This is a genomic window from Sphingobium sp. FG11 (assembly GCF_057809915.1).
The window spans coordinates 171,523-190,620 of record NZ_JBMDKW010000005.1 but is presented as its reverse complement, the minus strand read 5'-3'; the positions used below and the strand labels follow the sequence as shown (position 1 = coordinate 190,620).

Here is a 19,098-nt window from a genome sequence, read left to right as displayed (position 1 = left end):
CTCAGCCGCGTTCCCGCAGGCAGGCGGCCAGCCCCTGCACATAGGTTGGATAGCGCGGCGTCCAGCCGAGCAGCCTCTTCGCGCGGCCATTGGCGACCCGGCGATTTTCCGCATAGAAACCGCGCGCCATCGGCGACAGACCGGCCTCGTCCAGTCCGAGCAGCGGCGGCCAGGGCTGGCCCAGCAGGTCGCACGCCGCCTCAACGACCGCATTTTGCGCGCAGGGGAGATCGTCGGCGAGGTTATAGACGCCGGGCGGGCCGTTGAACGAGGCGATCACGCCCGACACGATATCGTCGACATGGACGCGGCTGAACAGCTGGTCGCGCAGGGCGACCCGATGGGCCTTGCCCTCGCGCACCCGCTCCAGCGCCGACCGGCCGGGTCCGTAAATGCCGGGCAGGCGGAAGCGGCGCATGTCGGCACGCAACGCTCCCCAGGCGAGATCGGCGCGAATACGCGCGGCGCGGCGGCCCTGCCCCACCGGGCTGGCCTCGTCCACCCACGCCCCGCCGCTGTCGCCATAGACGCCGGTGGAGGAGAGATAGCCGGTCCAGATGGCGGGCGCGGCGGCGATGGCGGCGCCATGGCGGACAAGAACCGGATCATCCTCCCCCTCGGGCGGAACGGAGGAGAGGATATGGGTCGCGCTCCCGATCGCCGCCTGCACCGCAGCCTCGTCGGTGAAGGCGATCGCGCCGTCCTCGCCCGTCCGCCGCACGCCGGTGACGCGCCATCCGTCCATCGCGAGGCGCCCCGCCAGCCGCGACCCGCTAAAGCCCATGCCCAGGATCAGCATGTGCGGCGGGACGGACGGGCCTGCGCCGATCAGACGGTGAAGCTTTCGCCGCAGCCGCAGCTGCCTTTGGCATTGGGATTAGCAAAGACGAAACCGGCGGTGAAATCATCCTCCACCCAGTCCATCGTCGATCCGATCAGATAGAGGACCGACGCGCCGTCGATATAGAGGACGCCGCCGGGCGTTTCGATCTTCTCATCGAACTTCGCCTCTTCGCTGACATAATCGACCGAATAGGCGAGGCCCGAACAGCCGCGCTTGGGCGTGGAGAGCTTGACGCCGATCGCCCCCTCCGGCGCTTGCGCCATCAGGTCGGCGACGCGCGCCTGCGCCGCCGGGGTCAGGATGACGGCGGCGGGACGGACGCGGCTTTTGGTCTCCGTGGTCATCACAGCATCCCCAGTTCGAGCTTCGCCTCGTCGCTCATCTTGGCCGGGTCCCATGGCGGGTCCCAGACCAGACTGACCTCCGCATCGCCGACGCCGGGCACCGCGCCGACGCGCATCTCGACCTCGCCGGGCATGGATTCGGCGACCGGACAATGCGGCGTCGTCAGCGTCATCGTCACCATGACATGACCTTCATTCACCTCGACGCCGTAGATCAGGCCAAGGTCGTAAATGTTGACCGGAATTTCCGGGTCGTAAATTTCCTTGAGCGCATCGATCACGCTCTCATACAGGTCGCCGCCCGGCTCGCCCACAGGCGCGCTCGCGGGCTTCGCGGCAAGGAAGCCGTCGAGATAGTCGCGCTGGCGCGGCTCGGCTGCAAGCGGTTCGACCCGCGCCTTGAGGGGCGCATCCACCGCGTCCACTTCTTCCACCATGATCTTGCGTTCCTCAGCCATTCCCGAAGATCTTCCTTACCCGTTCGAGTCCCGCGACCAGCGCGTCCACATCGCCGTCGTCGCTGTAAATGCCAAAGCTCGCGCGCGCGGTCGCCTCGACGCCCAGATGCCGCATCAATGGCTGGGCGCAATGATGCCCCGCCCGGATCGCGACGCCGGTTTCGTCCAATATGGTGCCGACATCGTGCGGATGCACCCCCTCCACCTCGAAGGAGAGGATGCCGGCGCTATCCTCCGGCCCGAACAGGCGAACGCTGTTGAGACCTTCCAGCGCGGCGCGCGCCTTGCCGACCAGCGCGCATTCATGCGCATGGATCGCGTCCAGCCCGATCCCTTCCACATAATCGATCGCCGCCGACAGGCCGACGACGCCGGTGATGTGCGGCGTCCCCGCCTCGAACCGGGTCGGGGCGGGGGCATAGGTGGTCTTCTCGAACGTCACCTTGTCGATCATCGATCCGCCACCCTGATAGGGCGGCATGGCGTCGAGCAGGTCTTTGCGACCCCACAGCACGCCGATGCCCGTCGGGCCATAGAGCTTGTGCGCGGAAAAGACGTAGAAGTCGCAACCGAGCGCCGCCACATCGACGGCGAGGCGCGGCACCGCCTGACAGCCGTCGATCAGGATCTTGGCGCCAACCATATGGGCGATGTCGGCGGCGCGGCGCACATCCAGCACACTGCCCAGCACGTTCGACACATGGGCGAGCGCGACCATCCGGTGCCGCGGCGTGATCATCGCGCGCATCGCGTCGAGATCGATCCGGCCATCCGCCGTCAGCGGCACGACGTCGATCGCCGCGCCGACGCGCTCGGCGACCATCTGCCAGGGAACGATATTGCTGTGATGCTCCAGCATCGACAGCAGGATGCGATCGCCCGCCTTGAGTTGCGTCCCCGCCCAGCACTGCGCGACGAGGTTGATGCCCTCGGTCGCGCCGCGCACATAGACGATCTCGCTGTCCGATGCCGCGCCGATGAAGTCCGCCACCTTGCGCCGCGCCGCTTCATAGGCGAGCGTCATATTGGCCGAGCGTTCATAGACGCCGCGATGGACCGTGGCATAGTCCGGCCCATAGGCGCGGGCGATCGCGTCGATCACGGCGCGGGGCTTTTGCGCGGTGGCGGCGCTGTCGAGATAGTGCCAGTCGCCCCCCTTTGCATTCAGAAGGCCGGGGAAATCGTCACGCAACCGCAGGGCTTCGGCGAGGTCGTTCATACCAGCGCCTCCAGCTTGGCAAGCGCGGCGGCTTCGAGCCGGTCCTTGACCGCCTCATCCGCGACATCGTCAAACACCCCGGCGACAAAGGCCTTGAGCAGCAGCGTCTTGGCGGTCGCCGGGTCCATGCCGCGACTGGCCATGTAGAACAGTGCCGCCTTGTCCAGTTCGCCCACCGTCGCGCCATGGGCGCATTTCACATCGTCGGCGAAAATCTCCAGCTCCGGCTTGGCATTGGCGGTGGCGGTGCGGTCGAGCAGCATCGCCTTGATCGACTGGAAGGCGTCGGTGCGCTGCGCGTCGCGCGCGACGTTGATGGAGCCAAGATAGCTGCCCGTCGCGCGCTGGCCCAGGATCGACCGAATCGTCTGGCCGCTGGTCGCGTCCGGCTGCGCGTGGACGACCTTGGTCACGATCTCCAGCACCTGATCGCCGCCGCCGATGATCGCGCCGTTCAGTTCGAAATGCGCGCCCTTGCCGAGCGTGACGGTAAAGGTCACGCGGCCAAGCTTGCCGCCGATGTTGAGCACATGGAAATCGCAGCGCGCGCCATCGGCGAGGGTGATCGCATAGTCATGCACCACCGCCGCGCCGGTCGCCGCATCCTGCAACAGATGATGACGCGCTGATCCCCCGGCAGCGACGTCGATGCGTACCGGCGCGGGCGTCGGCCAGATCGCCGCCAGCGCGTCGAGATCGCTATAGCGCCATTCTTCCTGTCGACGCGTGGGAAGGGTGAGCGTGGTCACGCCGCCAGCACCTGCGCATAGCCTTCGCGTTCCAGCTCCAGCGCGAGTTCGGGACCGCCCGACTTCACGATCCGTCCGGCGGCGAGGACATGGACATAGTCCGGCTGCACATAATCGAGCAGCCGCTGATAATGGGTAATGAGCAGCACCGCCTTGTCGGGCTTGCGCATGATCGCATTGATCCCCGCGCCGACGATCTTGAGCGCGTCGATATCGAGGCCCGAGTCGGTCTCGTCGAGGATCGCCAGCTTGGGATCGAGAATGCCCATCTGCACCATTTCGGCGCGCTTTTTCTCGCCACCCGAAAAGCCGACATTCACCGGACGCTTGAGCATGTCCATGTCGAGGCCGAGCAAGCCGGCCTTTTCCTTGGCGAGCTTGATGAATTCGCCGCCGTTCAGTTCCTTGTCGCCGCGCGCACGGCGCTGACTGTTCAGGCTCTCGCGGAGGAATTGCAGGTTGGAGACACCGGGTATCTCGACCGGATACTGGAAGCCCAGGAACAGCCCGGCGGCGGCGCGCTCATGCGGGTCCAGTGTGAACAGGTCCACACCGTCGAACGAGGCCGTTCCGCCTGTCACCTCATAACCCGGCCGGCCGCCCAGCGTGTAGGCGAGCGTCGATTTGCCCGCGCCGTTCGGCCCCATGATCGCGTGGATCTCGCCCGGATTGATGGTCAGCGACAGGCCCTTGAGGATCGGCTTGCCGTCGATTTCATTCGTGAGGTTTTCAATCTTGAGCATGATTATCCCTTGTGCGCCCGCTGGAGCGTCCGCGCGGTCCAGAACGCTATGTCGCGCACATCGCCCGGCGCAGGAAACAGCGTGTCGATATGGCGCTTGACCGGCATATAGGGCCACCAGTCGGCGCCATCCTCGGGCGGTCCCTTTTCCAGCAGCGCGACGACGAATTCGCTGACCGGCCCCATGCGGGCGAGGTTCGGGGCTTTCGCCTTGTGGAACGCCTTGTCCTTGCGCAGCTTCTCGGTCATCGCCTTGTCGCCCGCTTCCAGCGCGGCGCGGCAGTGCGTTTGATAAGCGTCGAGATCGCCGAACTCGGCCCGCGCGCGCGGCTCCAGCTCGCCCTCCTCCAGCTCATAATCCTCGGTCAGGATACGGATCGCGGCGGTCCACGCCTGACCGTTGCCGACATCCTCCGCGAAATCGGCGAGTGCATCCTGAATATCGTCTTCGTCGCTCAAAATTCTTGTCCTTGAGAATATGGGACGGGCCTCAGCCCACCGATCCTTCCAATGAAATCCCCAGCAGCTTCTGCGCCTCAACCGCGAATTCCATCGGCAGTTGTTGCAGCACTTCCTTCGCGAAGCCGTTGACGATCAGGCTGACCGCGCTTTCCTGATCCAGCCCGCGCTGCATCGCGTAGAAAAGCTGGTCGTCGCTGATCTTGCTGGTCGTCGCTTCATGCTCGATCTGCGCGCTCGGGTTGCGCACCTCGATATAGGGGATGGTGTGCGCGCCGCACTGGTCGCCCAAAAGCAGGCTGTCGCACTGGGTGAAGTTGCGCACGCCCTCCGCACCCGGCGCGACGCGGACGAGGCCGCGATAGCTGTTGTTCGAACGGCCGGCGCTGATCCCCTTCGACACGATGGTCGAGCGGGTGTTTTTCCCGTTGTGGATCATCTTGGTGCCGGTGTCGGCCTGTTGGCGGTTGTTGGTGAGCGCCACCGAATAAAATTCGCCAACGCTATTCTCGCCGTTCAGCACGCAGCTTGGATATTTCCAGGTGATCGCGCTGCCGGTTTCGACCTGCGTCCAGGAAACCTTGCTGTTGCGGCCCTGGCACAGCGCCCGCTTGGTCACGAAATTATAGATGCCGCCCTTGCCATCGGCGTCGCCCGGATACCAGTTCTGGACGGTCGAATATTTGATCTCGGCATCGTCAAGCGCGACCAGTTCGACCACAGCCGCATGCAACTGGTTCTCGTCGCGCATGGGTGCGGTGCAGCCTTCGAGATAGCTCACATAGCTGCCCTCGTCGGCGACGATCAGCGTGCGTTCGAACTGCCCGGTATTCTCCGCGTTGATGCGGAAATAGGTGGACAGTTCCATCGGGCAGCGCACGCCCTTGGGAATGTAGACGAAGGTGCCGTCGGAAAAGACCGCGCAGTTGAGCGTGGCGAAATAATTGTCGTGCATCGGCACGATCTTGCCGAGCCAGCGCTTCACCAGATCGGGATATTCGCGCACCGCTTCCGAAATCGAACGGAAGATGACGCCCGCTTCCTCCAGCTCCTTGCGGAAGGTCGTGGCGACGGATACCGAATCGAACACCGCGTCGACCGCGATCTTGCGACTGCCTTTCACCCCGGCGAGCATCTCCTGCTCGGCGATGGGAATGCCCAGCTTCTTGTAGGTGGCGAGGATTTCGGGATCGACCTGATCCAGCGAATCCAGCTCCACCTTTTTCTTCGGCTCGGCGTAATAATAGGCGTCCTGATAGTCGATCGGCGGCACGTCGAGCTTGGCCCAGTCGGGCGCCTCCATCGTCTGCCACAGCGCAAACGCCTTTAAGCGCCAGTCGAGCAGCCATTGCGGCTCCTTCTTCTTGGCGGAGATATAGCGAACCGTGTCCTCGTTCAGCCCCTTGGGCGCGAAATCCTGCTCGATCGCCGACGACCAGCCATGTTCATAGGTGGACGCGCGGTCGGCGGCCTCCTGTGCCTGCGCGTTACGGGCTTCTCTTGTGGTCGCTTCGGTCATGCGGGTTCCCGGGAAAGGCTGGCGATGCTGACGCCGGCGAGCGCAGAGCGCACGGCGGCGCTGGCGATGTTCATATGCGGCTTGATCCGGCAGTCCGGCTCCAGCATGCAATCATGCGCGCCGCTATCTGCGCAGGCGGTCATGGCGATCGGCCCTTCGACCGCTTCCACCACATCGGCGAGGCTGATCGCGGAAGGAGGCCGCGACAGGCGCACGCCGCCGCCGGTCCCGCGCGTGGATTCGAGCAGGCCAGCCGCCGACAACCGGCTCACCAGCTTTTGCGCGGTGGGCAGCGGAATGCCGGTTTCGGCGCTGAGCGTCGTCGCGTTCATGCGCGCATATTTGCGGGTCGCAGGACCAAGCCCCGCTCCGCCACAATGACGCGCGGCGGCGGCCATCAGCACGACCGCATAATCAGCGAAACTCGACAATTTCATGCCCGGTTGCGAACCATTCTCAAATCGGATCGAATCAATCCGATTGGCATGTGGCCCCGCAGCGGCGCGGAATCAAGGTCTTTTACGCCCGGCTCAGGATCTGTTTGGAAATGCACCTCTGGCGCATCGGCACCTGAAATGCGCTCTTCCGCGCAGTTCCAGACAGACCCTCAACTTAGCCGGTTGAGCACCGCGACGTCCGCGCCAAGGGTTCGCCGCAGTAGCGTCAGTTGCGCCACGGCGGACGGCTCGGTCAATAGCTGGTGCGGCGTCAGGCCGATGAAATGCTTGATCTCGCGGATCAGGTGCGACTGATCGTAGAAGCGGCCATCCTCCAGCAGCGACTGCCAGTTTTCCCGGTCCAGCGCGATCCGGGCGCTGCACCGGAGCGCCCGATATTTGCGCGCGAGCAACTTGGGCGGCGCGCCATAATAGCGGTTGGTCAGCCGCGCGAGCTGCCGCGCCGACAGGCCGGTGGTTTCGACCAGCGCCTCGATCCGCGGCGATCCTTCATGCATCAGCCACTGGTCGATCGCCTCCAGTATCTGCCAGACATTCTCCGCAATCGGGCGCGCGAGCGCGATTTGTTCGGTCAATATCGCCCACATATGGTCGGCCATGGCCTCCGCATCGGTGATGCCGCGCAGTTCATCCATCAGCTTTGACCGCTTCAGACCCCGTTGGGCCACAGGATCGACCAATCGATCCGCCATGGCGCTGGCATCGCCGCCCAGCAGCGCAGCCCAACCCGCCGGCAGCAGCGACACGCCCAGAGCATGCGCCGGACCGTCCAGCGCGAAGCGCGTTGCGCCCATGGTCGGCCCCAGAAGGCAGGTTTCCGGCGTCGCCATCACGGTGCCGTCATGAAAATGATAATTGCCGCTGCCTTCGATCATGAAGCGCAACTGCGGTACATCGGCCCGCGTGACGTCTGAATAGCCGTGCACCGAAACCGTGAAAATATAGATGGAGCCGAAATAAGGGCGCAGATGCACGGGCGGCGCAAAATAGCGCAGTCGTACAGGGCCTTGTGCGGCATCTACGGTGAAGGAGAGCTTGTTCTCAGGGTCGGTGAGCGCGAGCATAGCCGCCGCTTTGCCGATATTGACGTGTTGCAACCCCATATGCGTGCCCCCGCAGTGCCCTACTATGCGCTATTGCGGGGGCTGCGCAAGCGCGGCGTCGCGGATAATCCAATATCTCTATCCCGCCCGTCAGCAATGCGGGGGATAAAAAACGACCCGGCGAAATGAGATCGCCGGGTCAGGGAAAGGTCTCTTTGGCCAAGAGCCAAGGAGCCTTCGGGTCGCAAGTTGCTTCTACCCGCTAATCGCGGACGCTTTATTGGATGGATTCGCCATTTCCCCGACGAAAAGTACCGTTTCGGATTAATCCGAGTTACAAAAAGTTGCTGAGGGCCAAATTTTCGCAGCGGCGCAACGCGACTCGACCATGGGTGGCCGGGCTGGCATAGCGCCGCCATGTCCTATCGCCTGCTTCGCCCATTTCTGTTCGCTCTGGATGCCGAACGCGCGCATCATCTGTCGTTGCGGCTGTTGCGGCTGATGCCGCCGCCTGCGCCGCCGGTCGCCGATCCGGTTTTGACGCAGACGATCGCGGGCCTGTGCTTCCCCAATCCGGTGGGTCTGGCGGCGGGCTATGACAAGGACGGGCTGGTCGCGCACAAGATGCATGGCCTGGGTTTCGGCTTCGCCGAGCTGGGCACGCTGACCCCCCTGCCCCAGAGCGGCAATCCCCGGCCGCGCCTGTTCCGGCTGGTCGAGGACCGCGCGGTCATCAACCGCATGGGCTTCAACAATGGCGGTCAGGCGGCCGGGGCCGAACGGATCGCGAAACGGCGGCGCAAGGATGGCGCGATCGTCGGCGTCAATATCGGCGCCAACAAGGACGCGGTGGACCGCATCGCCGACTATGTGACCGGCGTGGCCTGCATGGCGCCGCTCGCCGATTATCTGACGGTCAATATCTCGTCGCCCAACACGCCGGGGCTGCGCGCCTTGCAGGATCGCGCGGCGCTCGATCAGTTGCTGGGCGCGGTGATGGCGGCGCGCGGCGCGGACCGGACGCCGATTTTCCTCAAAGTCGCGCCAGACCTGGAACCCGCCGATGTCGAGGATATCGCCGCCGCCTGCCTCGACCACCGGGTCGATGCGCTGATCCTGTCCAACACCACCATCGCCCGCCCGCCGCTGCGGTCGCGCCACGCGCAGGAGAGCGGAGGGCTGTCGGGCGCGCCTTTGCACGATCTGTCGCTTGGCCGGTTGCGCGATTTCCGCCGGTTGCTGGGCGCGCGACTGCCGCTGATCGGGGTGGGCGGGATCGCCACGGCGGAGCAGGCCTATGCCCGCATCCGCGCGGGCGCATCGCTGGTCCAGCTCTACAGCGCCCTCGTCTATGAAGGTCCGCTGCTGCCGCGCCGGATCAATGCCGGGCTGAAGGCGCTGCTGGCGCGCGATGGCATCGCCACGATCGGCGACGCTGTGGGAATCGACGCCTGATCCGTTTCAACAGGGATGACGCGCATGATCGTGAAGCTTTTCCGCCCTCTCGCCGCGTTCGCGCTGGTTTGCGCCGCGCCGCTACCAGGGTGGACGCGGGAGCCGGTTTCCGCGAACGCCATCGTATCGGCGGCCGATCCCCGCGCGGCGGCGGCGGGGCAGGAGATTCTGCGCAAGGGCGGCAGCGCCACCGACGCGGCGATCGCGATGATGCTGACGCTCAACGTCGTCGAACCGCATAATAGCGGCATCGGCGGCGGCGGCTTCATCCTGCATCATGACGGGCGGACGGGCGTGCTCGAATCGATCGACGGGCGCGAAACCGCCCCGGCCGCCGCCCGGCCCGACCGCTTCATGGGCGCCGACAGCAAGCCGCTGCCGTTCATTCAGGCGTGGCCCGGCGGCTATTCGGTGGGCGTGCCCGGCAATCTGCGCATGGCCTATGAAGCGCATCGCAAATGGGGGAAGCTGCCCTGGGCCGATCTGTTCGCGCCCGCGATCCGCTATGCCGAAAACGGGTTCGAGCTGGGGCAGCGAACCGCGACGGCCTTGAACGCGACACAGGGCATCTGGAAGGATTTTCCGGAGATCCAGAAATATTTCTGGGTAGACGGCGCGCCGCCGCCGGTCGGCACCCTGCTCAAAAATCCGCCGCTCGCAGCGCTGTTCCGGCGCATCGCCGCGGAGGGGCCGGACGCTTTCTACACCGGCGACAATGCCCGGCAGATCGCCGAAACGGTCACGAATGCGCCCAAAAATCCGGTGCCCATGACGCCGGACGATCTGGCGGGTTATCAGGCCAAGCCGAGGAAGCCGGTCTGCGGCCCGTATCGCACTTACACGATCTGCGGCATGGGTCCGGCGTCGGGCGGCGGCATCACCGTGCTTCAGATATTGGGCATGATCGAGCGATTTCCGCTGGGCACATGGGGCAAGGAGGATGTCCGCTCCTGGCATGTCATCGGCGAAGCGATGCGGCTCGCCTATGCCGATCGCGGGCAATATCTGGGCGACCGCGATTTCGTCGACGTGCCGGTCGCCGGGCTGATCGACCCCGCCTATCTCAAGGGGCGGTCGGCCGCGATCCGGCTCGACCGCTCGCTTGGCCTCTATGCGCCGGGGACGCCCGAGGGCGCGGGCAAGCGCACCGCCGCCCTGCCTCAGCCCGAAAGTGGCACCAGCCATTTCCTCGCCATCGACAAGGCAGGCGACATCACCGCCTGGACATCGACGATCGAAAGCTTTTTCGGTAGCCAGTTGATCGCCAACGGTGTCATTCTGAACAATGAACTGACCGATTTCAGCTTCACGCCCGAAAAGGACGGCGCGCCGGTCGCCAACCGGGTCGAGCCGGGCAAGCGGCCGCTCTCCTCCATGTCGCCGACGATCGTCTATGATGCGAGCGGCAGGCCGGTGTTCACCGTAGGCGCGGCCGGGGGTGCGACGATCATCATGCAGGTCACCAAGGCGCTGGTCGCGCATCTCGACTGGGGCCTGTCGGCGCAGGAGTCGATCGCGATGGGCCTCGAATATTTCGACAAGGACGGGCTTGTGCTGGAACAGGGCACGGCGCTCGAAGCGCTCAAGGCCCCGCTCGAAGCGCTCGGCCATCATGTGACGATCAATCGCCTCGGCCTCAAGGCCAACGCCGCCGAACGCGCCGCCGACGGCCGCTGGATCGGCGCCGCCGATCCGCGCAGCCCCGGCGTGTCCTTGCAGGAATAATCAACCCTTCAGGTCGAGACCGGCGACGGTAAACTCGAACGGAAAGCTTTCATCCTTCGCTCCGACCGCGAGGTTGATCTTCACCGATTTCGATCGAGCGATCGCCTCATAGGCTTTTTCGGACGGCTTGATCTCGATACCATCGTTCGTGTCGGCCAGGCGGCCCTGCCAGCGGTGGGTTTTGCCATCGTCGGTCACAGCCGTCACCGCGCAGTCGGACAGGTCGCAGTGGAAGGGCGCGCCGACCAGCTTGACCGTCACATCCTTCTCGCCATTGCTCATCGGCTGGATCAGCAGGACGGAGAATGTGTCGGGCGCGGTCATCGTCTGGACGGTGTTCGCGCTGCCCAGATAGGCGAGCTTCGCACCCTGCCCCGCATCGCGATATTTCCAAACCTGACCGATCTGGTCGCGCTGGGTCGGCTCCTTCGAACCGCCACCGCACGCCGCCAGCAGGCCAAGGCCCGCCAGCATCATCATATTGCGCATCGCTCATCCTCCTTGACCCGGCATAAACGCGCGGGTGGCGGGAGGAGTTGCCTTCAGGCGTAGCGGGCGGCGGTGTCGCGGATCAGGGCGATCATGTTGGGGATGCCCTGGGTGCGGTTGGAACTGAGCTGGTTCTTCAGGTCGAACGGGGCGAGCGCGCCCTCGATATCGGCGGCGCTGATGTCGGCGGGCGCGCGGTCCTGCACCGTCAGCAGGACGAGCGCGATGATGCCCTTGGTGATCGCCGCATTGCTATCCGCCAGAAAATGCAGGCGGCCATCCTCCAGCGCCGTGGGATAGACCCACACCGCCGCCGAACAGCCGCGCACCAGCGTCGCATCGGTCTTGAGCGCGTCGGGCATCGGCTCCAGCGCGCGGCCGAGGTCGATCAGCAGGCGATAGCGGTCGTCGGCGTCGAGGAACTCATATTCTTCGGCAAGGTCGGCAAGGGTCGGCATGTCGGTCATGGCGGCCCATATAGGGCGAAATGCCCGCGCGGAAAGCCGCTTTCCCGCCAGCGGGGATCAAAGATCGACGCCGGCGGCGATCGCTTCGAGCTTGCGGATGCGCTCCCTGAGGTCGGCGACCTCGATGCGGGCGCTGGCCGATGGCGGCGTCCCATCGTCCAGCCGGCGCGCCAGCTCCGCGCGCTTGAGGTCGAGCCAGCCGGCCCAGCCGCGTAGGCCCGCGAGCGCGACGATGACGAGCGCGGCAAGTCCCGCCGCCGCCATGCTGAGGTAGAAGAAGGGTTCGTGCATCACATCCTCCCTATGTGCGGCTGCCGCTCAGTCGCGGTCGCGCAGCTTCTCAAACTCGCGCTCCAGCGCAATGGAGCCGTCGGTCGCGAGCCGTTCCAGCACGGCGACGCGATCCTTGAGCGATTTAACCTCCGCCCGCAGCCGTTCGGCCTCGGGATCGGGCGTCCGGGCGATGAAGTCCTCGCCCTTGTGACGGCGCACGACGCCATATCTGGCGCGGACGACGCTGGCGATGGCGGTGATCGCGACGATGGCGACGACCATTTCAAACGGATTCATGGCGTGATTCCCCTTTTGTCTGTGGCGCTTCGCCCGATCAGCCGCCGGACCGGCGCAACTTTTCGATGAAATGCTGGGCCGCTTCGACCGGCGGTGTCAGCGCAGCCGGTCGATCTCTTCCGCCAGCCGGGTGTTGCGGCTGGTATAGTGGATTTCGATGTCGGCGAGACGGCGGTCGATATCGCGAAACTTGGATCGCACATCGCGGGTGGAGCGCGCCGGATTGGTGCGCACGCCCTGCCAGAATTTCTCGTCCGCCCGATCCGAATAGAGGCCAAGCGGCTTTTTGTCGGCGAAATAGGCGGCAGCGAAATAGGCGATCAGCGTCCAGGGAAAGGCCCCCATCAGCGTCACCAGCACCGCGCCTACGCGGACCCAGACGACGTCGATGCCGCTATAGTCTGCAATCCCCGAACAGACGCCCAGCCATTTGCCATTCTGCTTGTCGAGATAGAATTTCGTGCGACGGGCCGTCATATCAGTTCCTCCGATCGAGGCTGTAATCATCCGTGTCGGCAGGGCGCGCGGCACGGAAATCGGGGTTGTCGGCGGCGACGATCCGTTCGACCGTCTGGAGCCTGTCTTCGAGCCGCCGGGCGAGCAGATGCAGCTCGTCCAGCAGCCTTTCATCCTCGTCGGTGATGCGCGGCGCCTGCTTCCATTTGGTCAGATAGTGGAAGATCAGCCAGGGCATGCCGATGAACAGCATGCCGACGACAACGATGGGAACGAGAACATCCTCCATCGCGTCAGCCCTCCCCGATCCGGCCGACATTCATGCTGGCCTTGAGCGCCGCCAGCTCGGCATCGACCTTGTCGGACGATTGCAGCTCGGCAATCTCCTCCTCCAGCGTCTTGGGACCAGCGCCCAGCGCGGCCGCATCGGCGCGGCCTTCGGCAAGATCGACGCGGCGTTCGAGCAGGTCGAAGCGGGCGAACGCCTCGTTGACCTTCTCCCCGGCATAGGCTTCGCGCATGCGCAGCCGATTTTCCGCGGTCTGCATGCGGGCGGTAAGGCTGGCCTGGCGGGCGCGCGCCTCGCGCAGCTTGGCCTGCAATTTGGCGATATCCTCTTCCGACGCCTTGAGCGCGTCGTCCAGCACCGCAATCTCCTCTGAAAGCTGCTCCGCCATGTCAGCGGCCTTCTGCTTTTCGATGAGCGCGGCCTTGGCCAGATCCTCGCGATCCTTGCTCAGCGCCAATTGCGCCTTGTCGGTCCAGCCGTCCTGAAGGCTGCGCAGCTTGTCGATATGACGGCGCATCTCCTTCTGGTCGGCGATCGTGCGGGCCGCGTCCGCGCGCACCTCCACCAGCGTCTCCTCCATTTCGAGGATGATCATGCGGACCATCTTCGCCGGGTCTTCCGCCCTGTCGAGCAGGTCGGTGACATTGGCGGCGATGATGTCGCGGGTGCGGGAAAAAATACCCATCTGAACTTCACTCCTGGTGTTTTACGAGGCGGACGGCTTACGCCATATAGCGCAGGGTCGCCGGGGCCTCGCCGGCGCGCGCCGGGCCGACCGCCGACAGGATCATCGTCGATCCGAACAGCAGTGCGGCGATGGCGACCGACAAGACCCGGCCGATATCGCGGATCGTGTTGTGTGCATTGTCTTGCATGTCTGAGACTCCCTGAACCTTGGCCTTCACGATGCCGCTGTCTGTGCAGCGGCTTGCCAAGATCATTGCATAGGGCGTGCCAAATGGCGGGAGGCCCGATTTTCAGGCGTTTCGCGCACCAAACCTCATAGTCTGCACATTTTCCTTGCCGATAAGTGGTGAAACTCACCATAAGTTGGCAATGGACAGGAATACCCAATTTGTCGGCCAGTCGCTCGCCTTTCTCGATGCGGTCGAACTGGCCGGGCGCGCGGCCGAACTCAACCGCCCGGTGCTGGTGATCGGCGAGCGGGGCACGGGCAAGGAGCTGATCGCCGAACGGCTGCACCGGCTGTCGCCGCGCTGGGGCGAGCCGCTGATCGTCATGAACTGCGCCGCCCTGCCCGAAACGCTGATCGAGGCGGAGCTGTTCGGCCATGAGCAAGGCGCGTTCACCGGCGCGTCGCGAGCGCGGCCCGGCCGGTTCGAGGAAGCCGATGGCGGCACGCTGTTCCTCGACGAGCTGGGCACATTGTCGATGGCGGCGCAGGAACGGCTGCTGCGCGTGGTCGAATATGGCGAGGTGACGCGGATCGGCGCGTCGCGGCCGATGCGGGTCGACGTGCGCATCGTCGCCGCCACCAATGACGATCTGCCCGCCGCCGCGCTCGCGGGACGGTTCCGTCCCGATCTGCTCGACCGGCTGAGTTTCGAGGTCATCACCCTGCCGCCACTGCGCGCGCGGGAAGGCGATGTCGCGGTGCTGGCCGACCATTTCGCCCGGCGCATGGCCGCCGAACTGAACTGGCCGCAATGGCCGGGCTTCGACGCGGACTGCATGGCGGCGCTGGAAGCGCATCCCTGGCCCGGCAATGTGCGCGAATTGCGCAATGTGGTCGAGCGGGCGGTCTATCGCTGGAACGATCCGGCGCGGCCCGTGAGCGCCATCAGCTTCGACCCCTTCGCCTCGCCCTGGAAACCCGCGCCTATGGCGACGCCGGAGAGCGCCCCGCCGCCCGATCCGGTGTCCGCCCCCATCGTCACCGATCTGCGCGCGACGGTCGATGCGCATGAAGCGGCGATCGTGCGCGCCGCGCTGGAGCGGCATCGCTATAATCAGCGCGCGACCGCGAAGGGCCTTGGCCTCAGCTACGACCAGTTGCGCCACTGTCTGCGCAAACATGGGTTGGCCGGGCAGGACTCGACGGTCCGCTAGCAGGGCGATACCCCCGGCGCATGGATATCAGGGAGCCGAACCGAGCCATGGCCGAACCATTCACCGCCGCGCGCGACACCGGCCACCCCGTCTATCGCGCGATGACGACGAGCATCTTCGAAACCATGTCGGGACTCGCGAGGGAAACGGGGGCGATCAATCTGGGGCAGGGCTTTCCCGATGCGCCCGGACCGCCTGAACTGCTGGCCGCCGCTGCCGACGCCTTGCTGACCCGGTCGAACCAGTATCCGCCGATGCCTGGCCTGCCCGAGCTGCGTGGCGCGGTGGCGGCGCATTATGCCGCGCATCAGGGGCTGAACCTCGACCCGCAGGAGGTGATTGTAACCGCCGGCGCGACCGAGGCACTCGCCGCGAGCCTGCTGGCGCTGGTCCGGCCGGGGGACGAGATATTGCTGCTGGCACCGCTCTACGACGCCTATATTCCATTGATCGAGCGCGCGGGCGGCATCGCGCGGGTGGTGCGGCTGACCCCGCCCGACTGGCGCATCACCCGCGATGCGCTGGAGGCGGCGGTGTCCCCGCGCACGCGCTTCCTGTTGCTCAACAATCCGGTCAATCCGACCGGGGTGGTGATCGGCGCCGACGAACTGGCGCTGTTGGCGGCATTCTGCGTCGCGCATGATCTCATCGCGATCTGCGACGAGGTGTGGGAGCAACTGGTGTTCGACGGCGCGGTGCATCGCCCGCTGATGGCGCTGCCGGGCATGCGCGAACGGTCGGTCAAGATCGGATCGGCGGGCAAGATTTTCGCGCTTACCGGCTGGAAGGTCGGCTGGATGTGCGCCGCCCCGCCGATCGCGACGCTGCTGGCGCGGGCGCATCAATATCTGACCTTCACCACGCCGCCCAACCTGCAATGGGCGGTGGCGCAGGGGCTTGGCCAGCCGCGCGACCGGTTCGATGCGCAGCGATCCGCGACCGCCGCATCGCGCGACCGGCTGGTGGGCGGGCTGGAGGACGCAGGGTTCGCGGTGCTGCCCGGCGCGGCGACGTGGTTCGTCTGCATCGATCTGGCCGCGTCGGGGATCGCGCTGGACGACCGGGCATTTTGCGAACGGGCCGTGCGCGAGGCGGGGGTCGCGGCGATCCCGATCTCGGCCTTCTACCCCGACGATCCCGTCACCCATCTCGTCCGCCTGTGCTTCACGAAAGCCGACGCGGTGCTGGACGAGGCGGTCGCCCGGCTCGCCGCTTTCCGGCAGACGGTGCTTGCGGGCGCGGCGGACGGCGGCTAAGTTCCCTTTTCGTTCCAGCAAAGGGCACTCATGGACAGCATCGCCGCATTGTTGATCGTCATCGCCCTGCTGGCGGGGCTTGCCGCTGGCTGGCTGCTGCGCGGCAAGGCGCTGGCGCCGTTACTGGCGGAGAAGGCCGATCTGACAGCCCGGCTCGACATCGCCGCCAGCCAGCGCAATGGCGCGATCAGCGAGCTTGCGGTGATGCAGGAACGGGTGGCGCAGGCCGGGGCGGCGCACGACCGGCTGGCGCAGGAGCGCGCGGCGCTCGCTGAGCGGGCCGAATCGGCGCAGGCCGAGCGGGAGGATGCCTTGCGTGAGCTGGCGGCGTTGCGGTCCGATGCGCGGGCGCGCGCCGAAGCGTTCGAGGCGCAGATCGCGGTGCTCAAGGATGCCCGCGACCAACTGTCCGCCCAGTTTAGCGAGATTGGCGGCAAGCTGCTCGATCATGCCAAGGCCGATTTCCTCACCCGCGCCGACCAGCGGTTCGCGCAGGCGAACGAAAAGAGCGAGGCGCAGTTGCGCACCCTGCTCTCCCCGGTCGAAACCACGCTTAAACGCTATGAGGAAGGGCTTGCGCGGGTCGAAAAGGACCGGGTCGGCAGCTATGCCGAACTGCGCGAGGCGGTGAGCCAGGTGCAGCTTGGCCAGGGGCAGGTGCGCGAGGAGACCGCCAAGCTGGTCAACGCCTTGCGCGCCGCGCCCAAAACGCGGGGCCGCTGGGGCGAGCAGCAATTCAAGAACCTGATCGAGACGGCCGGTCTGTCGCCCCATGTCGATTTCAGCGAGGAAGTGTCGGTTACTGTGGAAGACGGCCGCTTGCGCCCGGATTTCATCATCCGCCTGCCCGGCGACCAGCAGATGGTGGTCGACGTCAAATGCTCGCTCGTCGCCTATCTGAACGCCGTGGATCAGGTCGATCCGGCGATCCGCGACGCCCATATGCTCGAACATGCCCGCGCCATGCGCACCCATGCCGACGCGCTCGGGCGCAAGGCCTATTGGGAACAGTTCGAAAAGGCGCCCGACTTCGTCATCATGTATGTGCCCGGCGACAACTTCGTCACCGCCGCGCTGGAAGCGGACATGGACTTGTGGGAACGCGCCGCGCGCAACCGCGTCATCATCTGTGGTCCGGCCACCTTCCTGCCGCTCGCGCGCACGCTCGCGGGCCATTGGCGGCAGGCCAGCATGCAGGATCAGGCGCGGCAGGTCGGGCAGTTGGGCAAGGAATTATATGAACGGCTGGCGGTGGCCGCGACCCATTTGAAACGGCTCGGCTCCGGCCTCAACAGCGCCGTCACCAACTATAACAGCTTCGTCGGCAGCTTCGATACGCGTGTGCTGGCGACCGGGCGCAAGTTCCGCGATCTCGCTATCGAGACCGGCGGCAAGGAGCTGGAGTCGAGCGAACCGCTCGATGTGCTGGCGCGCGAAAGCCAGGCGGAGGAAGCGCGCGCCCTGCCCAACGCGGCGGAGTAAGCGGGGGCATCGATCCGCGCTTGACCGCGCCCGCCGCCCCGGCAAGATCGCGGGCGCATCACTCGGGGGAATTTGCGCAAGATGTCCATCGCCTATCTGAACGGCCAGTATCTGCCGCTGGCCGACGCGAAGATTTCGGTGCTGGACCGGGGCTTCCTGTTTGCCGAGGCCGTTTATGAGGTTGCGGCGGTGATCGACGGCAAGCTGATCGACAGCGCGTCGCATCTGGCACGGCTGGAGCGATCGGCCAGCGCGATCGGGGTGCCTCTACCCATCAGCCTGGCGGAAATCGAAGCCGCGCAAAAGCAGCTGATCGCCCGCAACGCGCTGGACGAGGGGCTTGTCTATCTCCAGCTGACCGGCGGCGTCGAAGCCGCGCGCGACTTCCTGCCTTCGCCCGATGTCGCCCCGTCGCTCATCCTGTTCGTGGCCGCTAAGCCTTTTGTGGACGTACCGGCCGCGCGCACCGGCATCGCGGTGGCGACGATGCCCGATCTGCGCTGGGCGCGGCGCGACATCAAGAGCACCGGCCTGCTCGCGCAGGTCATGGCCAAGCGCGCGGCATCGGCGGCAGGCTGTCAGGAAGCGTGGATGGTCGAGGACGGCTTCGTCACCGAAGGGGCCTCCTCCACCGCCTTCATCCTGACCGACGAGGGCATCGTGGCGCGCCCCTATTCGCAGGCGGTGCTGGCGGGCTGCACCGGCGCGGCGCTGACCGTGCTGGCGCAGGAGGACGGCATCCCGCTCGTCCGCCGGCCCTTCACCGTGGCGGAGGCGCTGGCCGCGAAGGAAGCCTTCATCACCAGCGCATCGACGCTCTGCCAGTCGGTCGTGCGGATCGATGGCCACCCGGTCGGGAACGGCGCGCCCGGTCCCGTCGCGATACGGCTGCGCCAGCTCTATCTCGATTTCGCGCGCCGCACCGCGACCTGACCGAGCAATTGTCACCATAATGGATGAAGATCGATTTCCGCCGAAAAGCCGCCATATCGGTGCGGCTCACC

At 65.8% G+C, this 19,098-nt stretch carries 24 protein-coding genes; 6 read left to right on the top strand and 18 right to left on the bottom strand.

Translation table 11 applies throughout. The features are described from left to right. Position 1: 1 nt before the first annotated feature. The 10 genes from ACODSN_RS06580 to ACODSN_RS06535 form a co-directional block, all read right to left on the bottom strand. The gene (locus ACODSN_RS06580; RefSeq protein ID WP_489054062.1) at positions 2–799 is read right to left on the bottom strand and encodes a Rossmann-fold NAD(P)-binding domain-containing protein; all 798 of its coding nucleotides are present in this window, start codon (positions 797–799) and stop codon (positions 2–4) included. A 29-nt stretch (positions 800–828) separates the two neighbouring features. After that, the gene (locus ACODSN_RS06575) at positions 829–1,188 is read right to left on the bottom strand and encodes a HesB/IscA family protein (protein ID WP_489054060.1); all 360 of its coding nucleotides are present in this window, start codon (positions 1,186–1,188) and stop codon (positions 829–831) included. Then, positions 1,188–1,646 carry an SUF system Fe-S cluster assembly protein gene (locus tag ACODSN_RS06570; RefSeq protein ID WP_489054058.1) on the bottom strand — a complete coding sequence of 153 codons (459 nt, stop codon included), beginning with the start codon at positions 1,644–1,646 and terminating at the stop codon, positions 1,188–1,190. Before ACODSN_RS06570 ends, ACODSN_RS06575 begins: the two co-directional genes overlap by 1 nt. Further along, the gene (locus ACODSN_RS06565; RefSeq protein WP_489054057.1) at positions 1,639–2,865 is read right to left on the bottom strand and encodes an aminotransferase class V-fold PLP-dependent enzyme; all 1,227 of its coding nucleotides are present in this window, start codon (positions 2,863–2,865) and stop codon (positions 1,639–1,641) included. Before ACODSN_RS06565 ends, ACODSN_RS06570 begins: the two co-directional genes overlap by 8 nt. After that, positions 2,862–3,614, bottom strand: a complete 753-nt coding sequence (locus ACODSN_RS06560; RefSeq protein ID WP_489054055.1) for a SufD family Fe-S cluster assembly protein — start codon at positions 3,612–3,614, stop codon at positions 2,862–2,864. Before ACODSN_RS06560 ends, ACODSN_RS06565 begins: the two co-directional genes overlap by 4 nt. Next, the gene (gene sufC, locus ACODSN_RS06555) at positions 3,611–4,357 is read right to left on the bottom strand and encodes a Fe-S cluster assembly ATPase SufC (RefSeq protein ID WP_489054054.1); all 747 of its coding nucleotides are present in this window, start codon (positions 4,355–4,357) and stop codon (positions 3,611–3,613) included. The genes ACODSN_RS06560 and sufC overlap by 4 nt, the downstream gene beginning before the upstream one ends. Before the next feature lie 2 nt (positions 4,358–4,359). Continuing rightward, positions 4,360–4,815: a hypothetical protein gene (locus ACODSN_RS06550; protein ID WP_489054053.1), complete on the bottom strand. Its 456-nt coding sequence runs from the start codon at positions 4,813–4,815 to the stop codon at positions 4,360–4,362. A 31-nt stretch (positions 4,816–4,846) separates the two neighbouring features. After that, entirely contained in the window at positions 4,847–6,334 is a 1,488-nt protein-coding gene (sufB, locus tag ACODSN_RS06545; RefSeq protein ID WP_489054052.1) for a Fe-S cluster assembly protein SufB, read from the bottom strand. Further along, positions 6,331–6,771, bottom strand: coding sequence for an RrF2 family transcriptional regulator (locus ACODSN_RS06540; protein WP_489054050.1), 441 nt, complete (start codon positions 6,769–6,771; stop codon positions 6,331–6,333). The genes sufB and ACODSN_RS06540 overlap by 4 nt, the downstream gene beginning before the upstream one ends. 170 nt (positions 6,772–6,941) lie before the next feature. Next, on the bottom strand, positions 6,942–7,895 hold the full coding sequence (locus ACODSN_RS06535; RefSeq protein WP_489054049.1) for an AraC family transcriptional regulator: 954 nt from the start codon (positions 7,893–7,895) through the stop codon (positions 6,942–6,944). Positions 7,896–8,252: 357 nt separating this feature from the next. Between ACODSN_RS06535 and ACODSN_RS06530 the strand changes: the two genes are divergently transcribed. Further along, complete coding sequence (locus tag ACODSN_RS06530) at positions 8,253–9,290, top strand: quinone-dependent dihydroorotate dehydrogenase (protein ID WP_489054048.1); 1,038 nt, start codon at positions 8,253–8,255, stop codon at positions 9,288–9,290. Between the two features lie 15 nt (positions 9,291–9,305). Further along, entirely contained in the window at positions 9,306–11,015 is a 1,710-nt protein-coding gene (gene ggt, locus ACODSN_RS06525; RefSeq protein ID WP_489054047.1) for a gamma-glutamyltransferase, read from the top strand. Here the strand turns inward: ggt and ACODSN_RS06520 are convergent, their stop codons facing one another. The 8 genes from ACODSN_RS06520 to ACODSN_RS06485 all read right to left on the bottom strand — a co-directional run bounded on the left by ACODSN_RS06520 (position 11,016) and on the right by ACODSN_RS06485 (position 14,161). Beyond that, a complete protein-coding gene (locus tag ACODSN_RS06520; protein ID WP_489054045.1) occupies positions 11,016–11,504 on the bottom strand; it encodes a hypothetical protein in 489 nt (162 codons plus the stop codon). A 53-nt stretch (positions 11,505–11,557) separates the two neighbouring features. After that, positions 11,558–11,971 carry a SufE family protein gene (locus tag ACODSN_RS06515; protein WP_489054043.1) on the bottom strand — a complete coding sequence of 138 codons (414 nt, stop codon included), beginning with the start codon at positions 11,969–11,971 and terminating at the stop codon, positions 11,558–11,560. A 57-nt stretch (positions 11,972–12,028) separates the two neighbouring features. Beyond that, positions 12,029–12,262, bottom strand: a complete 234-nt coding sequence (locus ACODSN_RS06510) for a hypothetical protein (RefSeq protein ID WP_489054042.1) — start codon at positions 12,260–12,262, stop codon at positions 12,029–12,031. Between the two features lie 27 nt (positions 12,263–12,289). Then, complete coding sequence (locus ACODSN_RS06505; protein ID WP_489054040.1) at positions 12,290–12,541, bottom strand: hypothetical protein; 252 nt, start codon at positions 12,539–12,541, stop codon at positions 12,290–12,292. Between the two features lie 96 nt (positions 12,542–12,637). Further along, positions 12,638–13,018: an envelope stress response membrane protein PspC gene (gene pspC / locus ACODSN_RS06500; protein WP_489054039.1), complete on the bottom strand. Its 381-nt coding sequence runs from the start codon at positions 13,016–13,018 to the stop codon at positions 12,638–12,640. Between the two features lies 1 nt (position 13,019). Continuing rightward, positions 13,020–13,286 carry an envelope stress response membrane protein PspB gene (pspB, locus tag ACODSN_RS06495; protein ID WP_489054037.1) on the bottom strand — a complete coding sequence of 89 codons (267 nt, stop codon included), beginning with the start codon at positions 13,284–13,286 and terminating at the stop codon, positions 13,020–13,022. 4 nt (positions 13,287–13,290) lie between these two features. Then, on the bottom strand, positions 13,291–13,971 hold the full coding sequence (gene pspA / locus ACODSN_RS06490; protein ID WP_489054036.1) for a phage shock protein PspA: 681 nt from the start codon (positions 13,969–13,971) through the stop codon (positions 13,291–13,293). 37 nt (positions 13,972–14,008) lie between these two features. Further along, positions 14,009–14,161 (bottom strand): hypothetical protein, encoded by a 153-nt coding sequence (locus ACODSN_RS06485; protein WP_489054035.1) that lies wholly within the window; start codon positions 14,159–14,161, stop codon positions 14,009–14,011. A 181-nt stretch (positions 14,162–14,342) separates the two neighbouring features. Between ACODSN_RS06485 and pspF the strand changes: the two genes are divergently transcribed. From pspF to ACODSN_RS06465, 4 genes are all read left to right on the top strand, one after another. Next, on the top strand, positions 14,343–15,356 hold the full coding sequence (gene pspF, locus ACODSN_RS06480; protein WP_489054033.1) for a phage shock protein operon transcriptional activator: 1,014 nt from the start codon (positions 14,343–14,345) through the stop codon (positions 15,354–15,356). Between the two features lie 47 nt (positions 15,357–15,403). Then, the gene (locus tag ACODSN_RS06475; RefSeq protein WP_489054031.1) at positions 15,404–16,612 is read left to right on the top strand and encodes an aminotransferase; all 1,209 of its coding nucleotides are present in this window, start codon (positions 15,404–15,406) and stop codon (positions 16,610–16,612) included. Between the two features lie 30 nt (positions 16,613–16,642). Next, complete coding sequence (locus tag ACODSN_RS06470) at positions 16,643–18,094, top strand: DNA recombination protein RmuC (protein ID WP_489054030.1); 1,452 nt, start codon at positions 16,643–16,645, stop codon at positions 18,092–18,094. A gap of 81 nt (positions 18,095–18,175) precedes the next feature. Continuing rightward, positions 18,176–19,027: a D-amino-acid transaminase gene (locus ACODSN_RS06465; protein ID WP_489054029.1), complete on the top strand. Its 852-nt coding sequence runs from the start codon at positions 18,176–18,178 to the stop codon at positions 19,025–19,027. Positions 19,028–19,098: the final 71 nt, after the last annotated feature.

Bases quoted from the DNA above. Each gene is read 5' to 3' on its own strand.
- pspF (WP_489054033.1), top strand. From the start codon at position 14,343: ATGGACAGGAATACCCAATTTGTCGGCCAGTCGCTCGCCTTTCTCGAT.
- pspC (WP_489054039.1), bottom strand. From the start codon at position 13,018: ATGACGGCCCGTCGCACGAAATTCTATCTCGACAAGCAGAATGGCAAA.
- sufC (WP_489054054.1), bottom strand. From the start codon at position 4,357: ATGCTCAAGATTGAAAACCTCACGAATGAAATCGACGGCAAGCCGATC.
- ACODSN_RS06485 (WP_489054035.1), bottom strand. From the start codon at position 14,161: ATGCAAGACAATGCACACAACACGATCCGCGATATCGGCCGGGTCTTG.
- ACODSN_RS06515 (WP_489054043.1), bottom strand. From the start codon at position 11,971: ATGACCGACATGCCGACCCTTGCCGACCTTGCCGAAGAATATGAGTTC.
- pspA (WP_489054036.1), bottom strand. From the start codon at position 13,971: ATGGGTATTTTTTCCCGCACCCGCGACATCATCGCCGCCAATGTCACC.
- ACODSN_RS06510 (WP_489054042.1), bottom strand. From the start codon at position 12,262: ATGCACGAACCCTTCTTCTACCTCAGCATGGCGGCGGCGGGACTTGCC.
- sufB (WP_489054052.1), bottom strand. From the start codon at position 6,334: ATGACCGAAGCGACCACAAGAGAAGCCCGTAACGCGCAGGCACAGGAG.
- ACODSN_RS06520 (WP_489054045.1), bottom strand. From the start codon at position 11,504: ATGCGCAATATGATGATGCTGGCGGGCCTTGGCCTGCTGGCGGCGTGC.
- ACODSN_RS06505 (WP_489054040.1), bottom strand. From the start codon at position 12,541: ATGAATCCGTTTGAAATGGTCGTCGCCATCGTCGCGATCACCGCCATC.
- ACODSN_RS06530 (WP_489054048.1), top strand. From the start codon at position 8,253: ATGTCCTATCGCCTGCTTCGCCCATTTCTGTTCGCTCTGGATGCCGAA.
- ACODSN_RS06540 (WP_489054050.1), bottom strand. From the start codon at position 6,771: ATGAAATTGTCGAGTTTCGCTGATTATGCGGTCGTGCTGATGGCCGCC.
- ACODSN_RS06575 (WP_489054060.1), bottom strand. From the start codon at position 1,188: ATGACCACGGAGACCAAAAGCCGCGTCCGTCCCGCCGCCGTCATCCTG.
- ACODSN_RS06465 (WP_489054029.1), top strand. From the start codon at position 18,176: ATGTCCATCGCCTATCTGAACGGCCAGTATCTGCCGCTGGCCGACGCG.
- ACODSN_RS06535 (WP_489054049.1), bottom strand. From the start codon at position 7,895: ATGGGGTTGCAACACGTCAATATCGGCAAAGCGGCGGCTATGCTCGCG.
- ACODSN_RS06565 (WP_489054057.1), bottom strand. From the start codon at position 2,865: ATGAACGACCTCGCCGAAGCCCTGCGGTTGCGTGACGATTTCCCCGGC.
- pspB (WP_489054037.1), bottom strand. From the start codon at position 13,286: ATGGAGGATGTTCTCGTTCCCATCGTTGTCGTCGGCATGCTGTTCATC.
- ACODSN_RS06570 (WP_489054058.1), bottom strand. From the start codon at position 1,646: ATGGCTGAGGAACGCAAGATCATGGTGGAAGAAGTGGACGCGGTGGAT.
- ACODSN_RS06470 (WP_489054030.1), top strand. From the start codon at position 16,643: ATGGACAGCATCGCCGCATTGTTGATCGTCATCGCCCTGCTGGCGGGG.
- ACODSN_RS06475 (WP_489054031.1), top strand. From the start codon at position 15,404: ATGGCCGAACCATTCACCGCCGCGCGCGACACCGGCCACCCCGTCTAT.
- ACODSN_RS06580 (WP_489054062.1), bottom strand. From the start codon at position 799: ATGCTGATCCTGGGCATGGGCTTTAGCGGGTCGCGGCTGGCGGGGCGC.
- ggt (WP_489054047.1), top strand. From the start codon at position 9,306: ATGACGCGCATGATCGTGAAGCTTTTCCGCCCTCTCGCCGCGTTCGCG.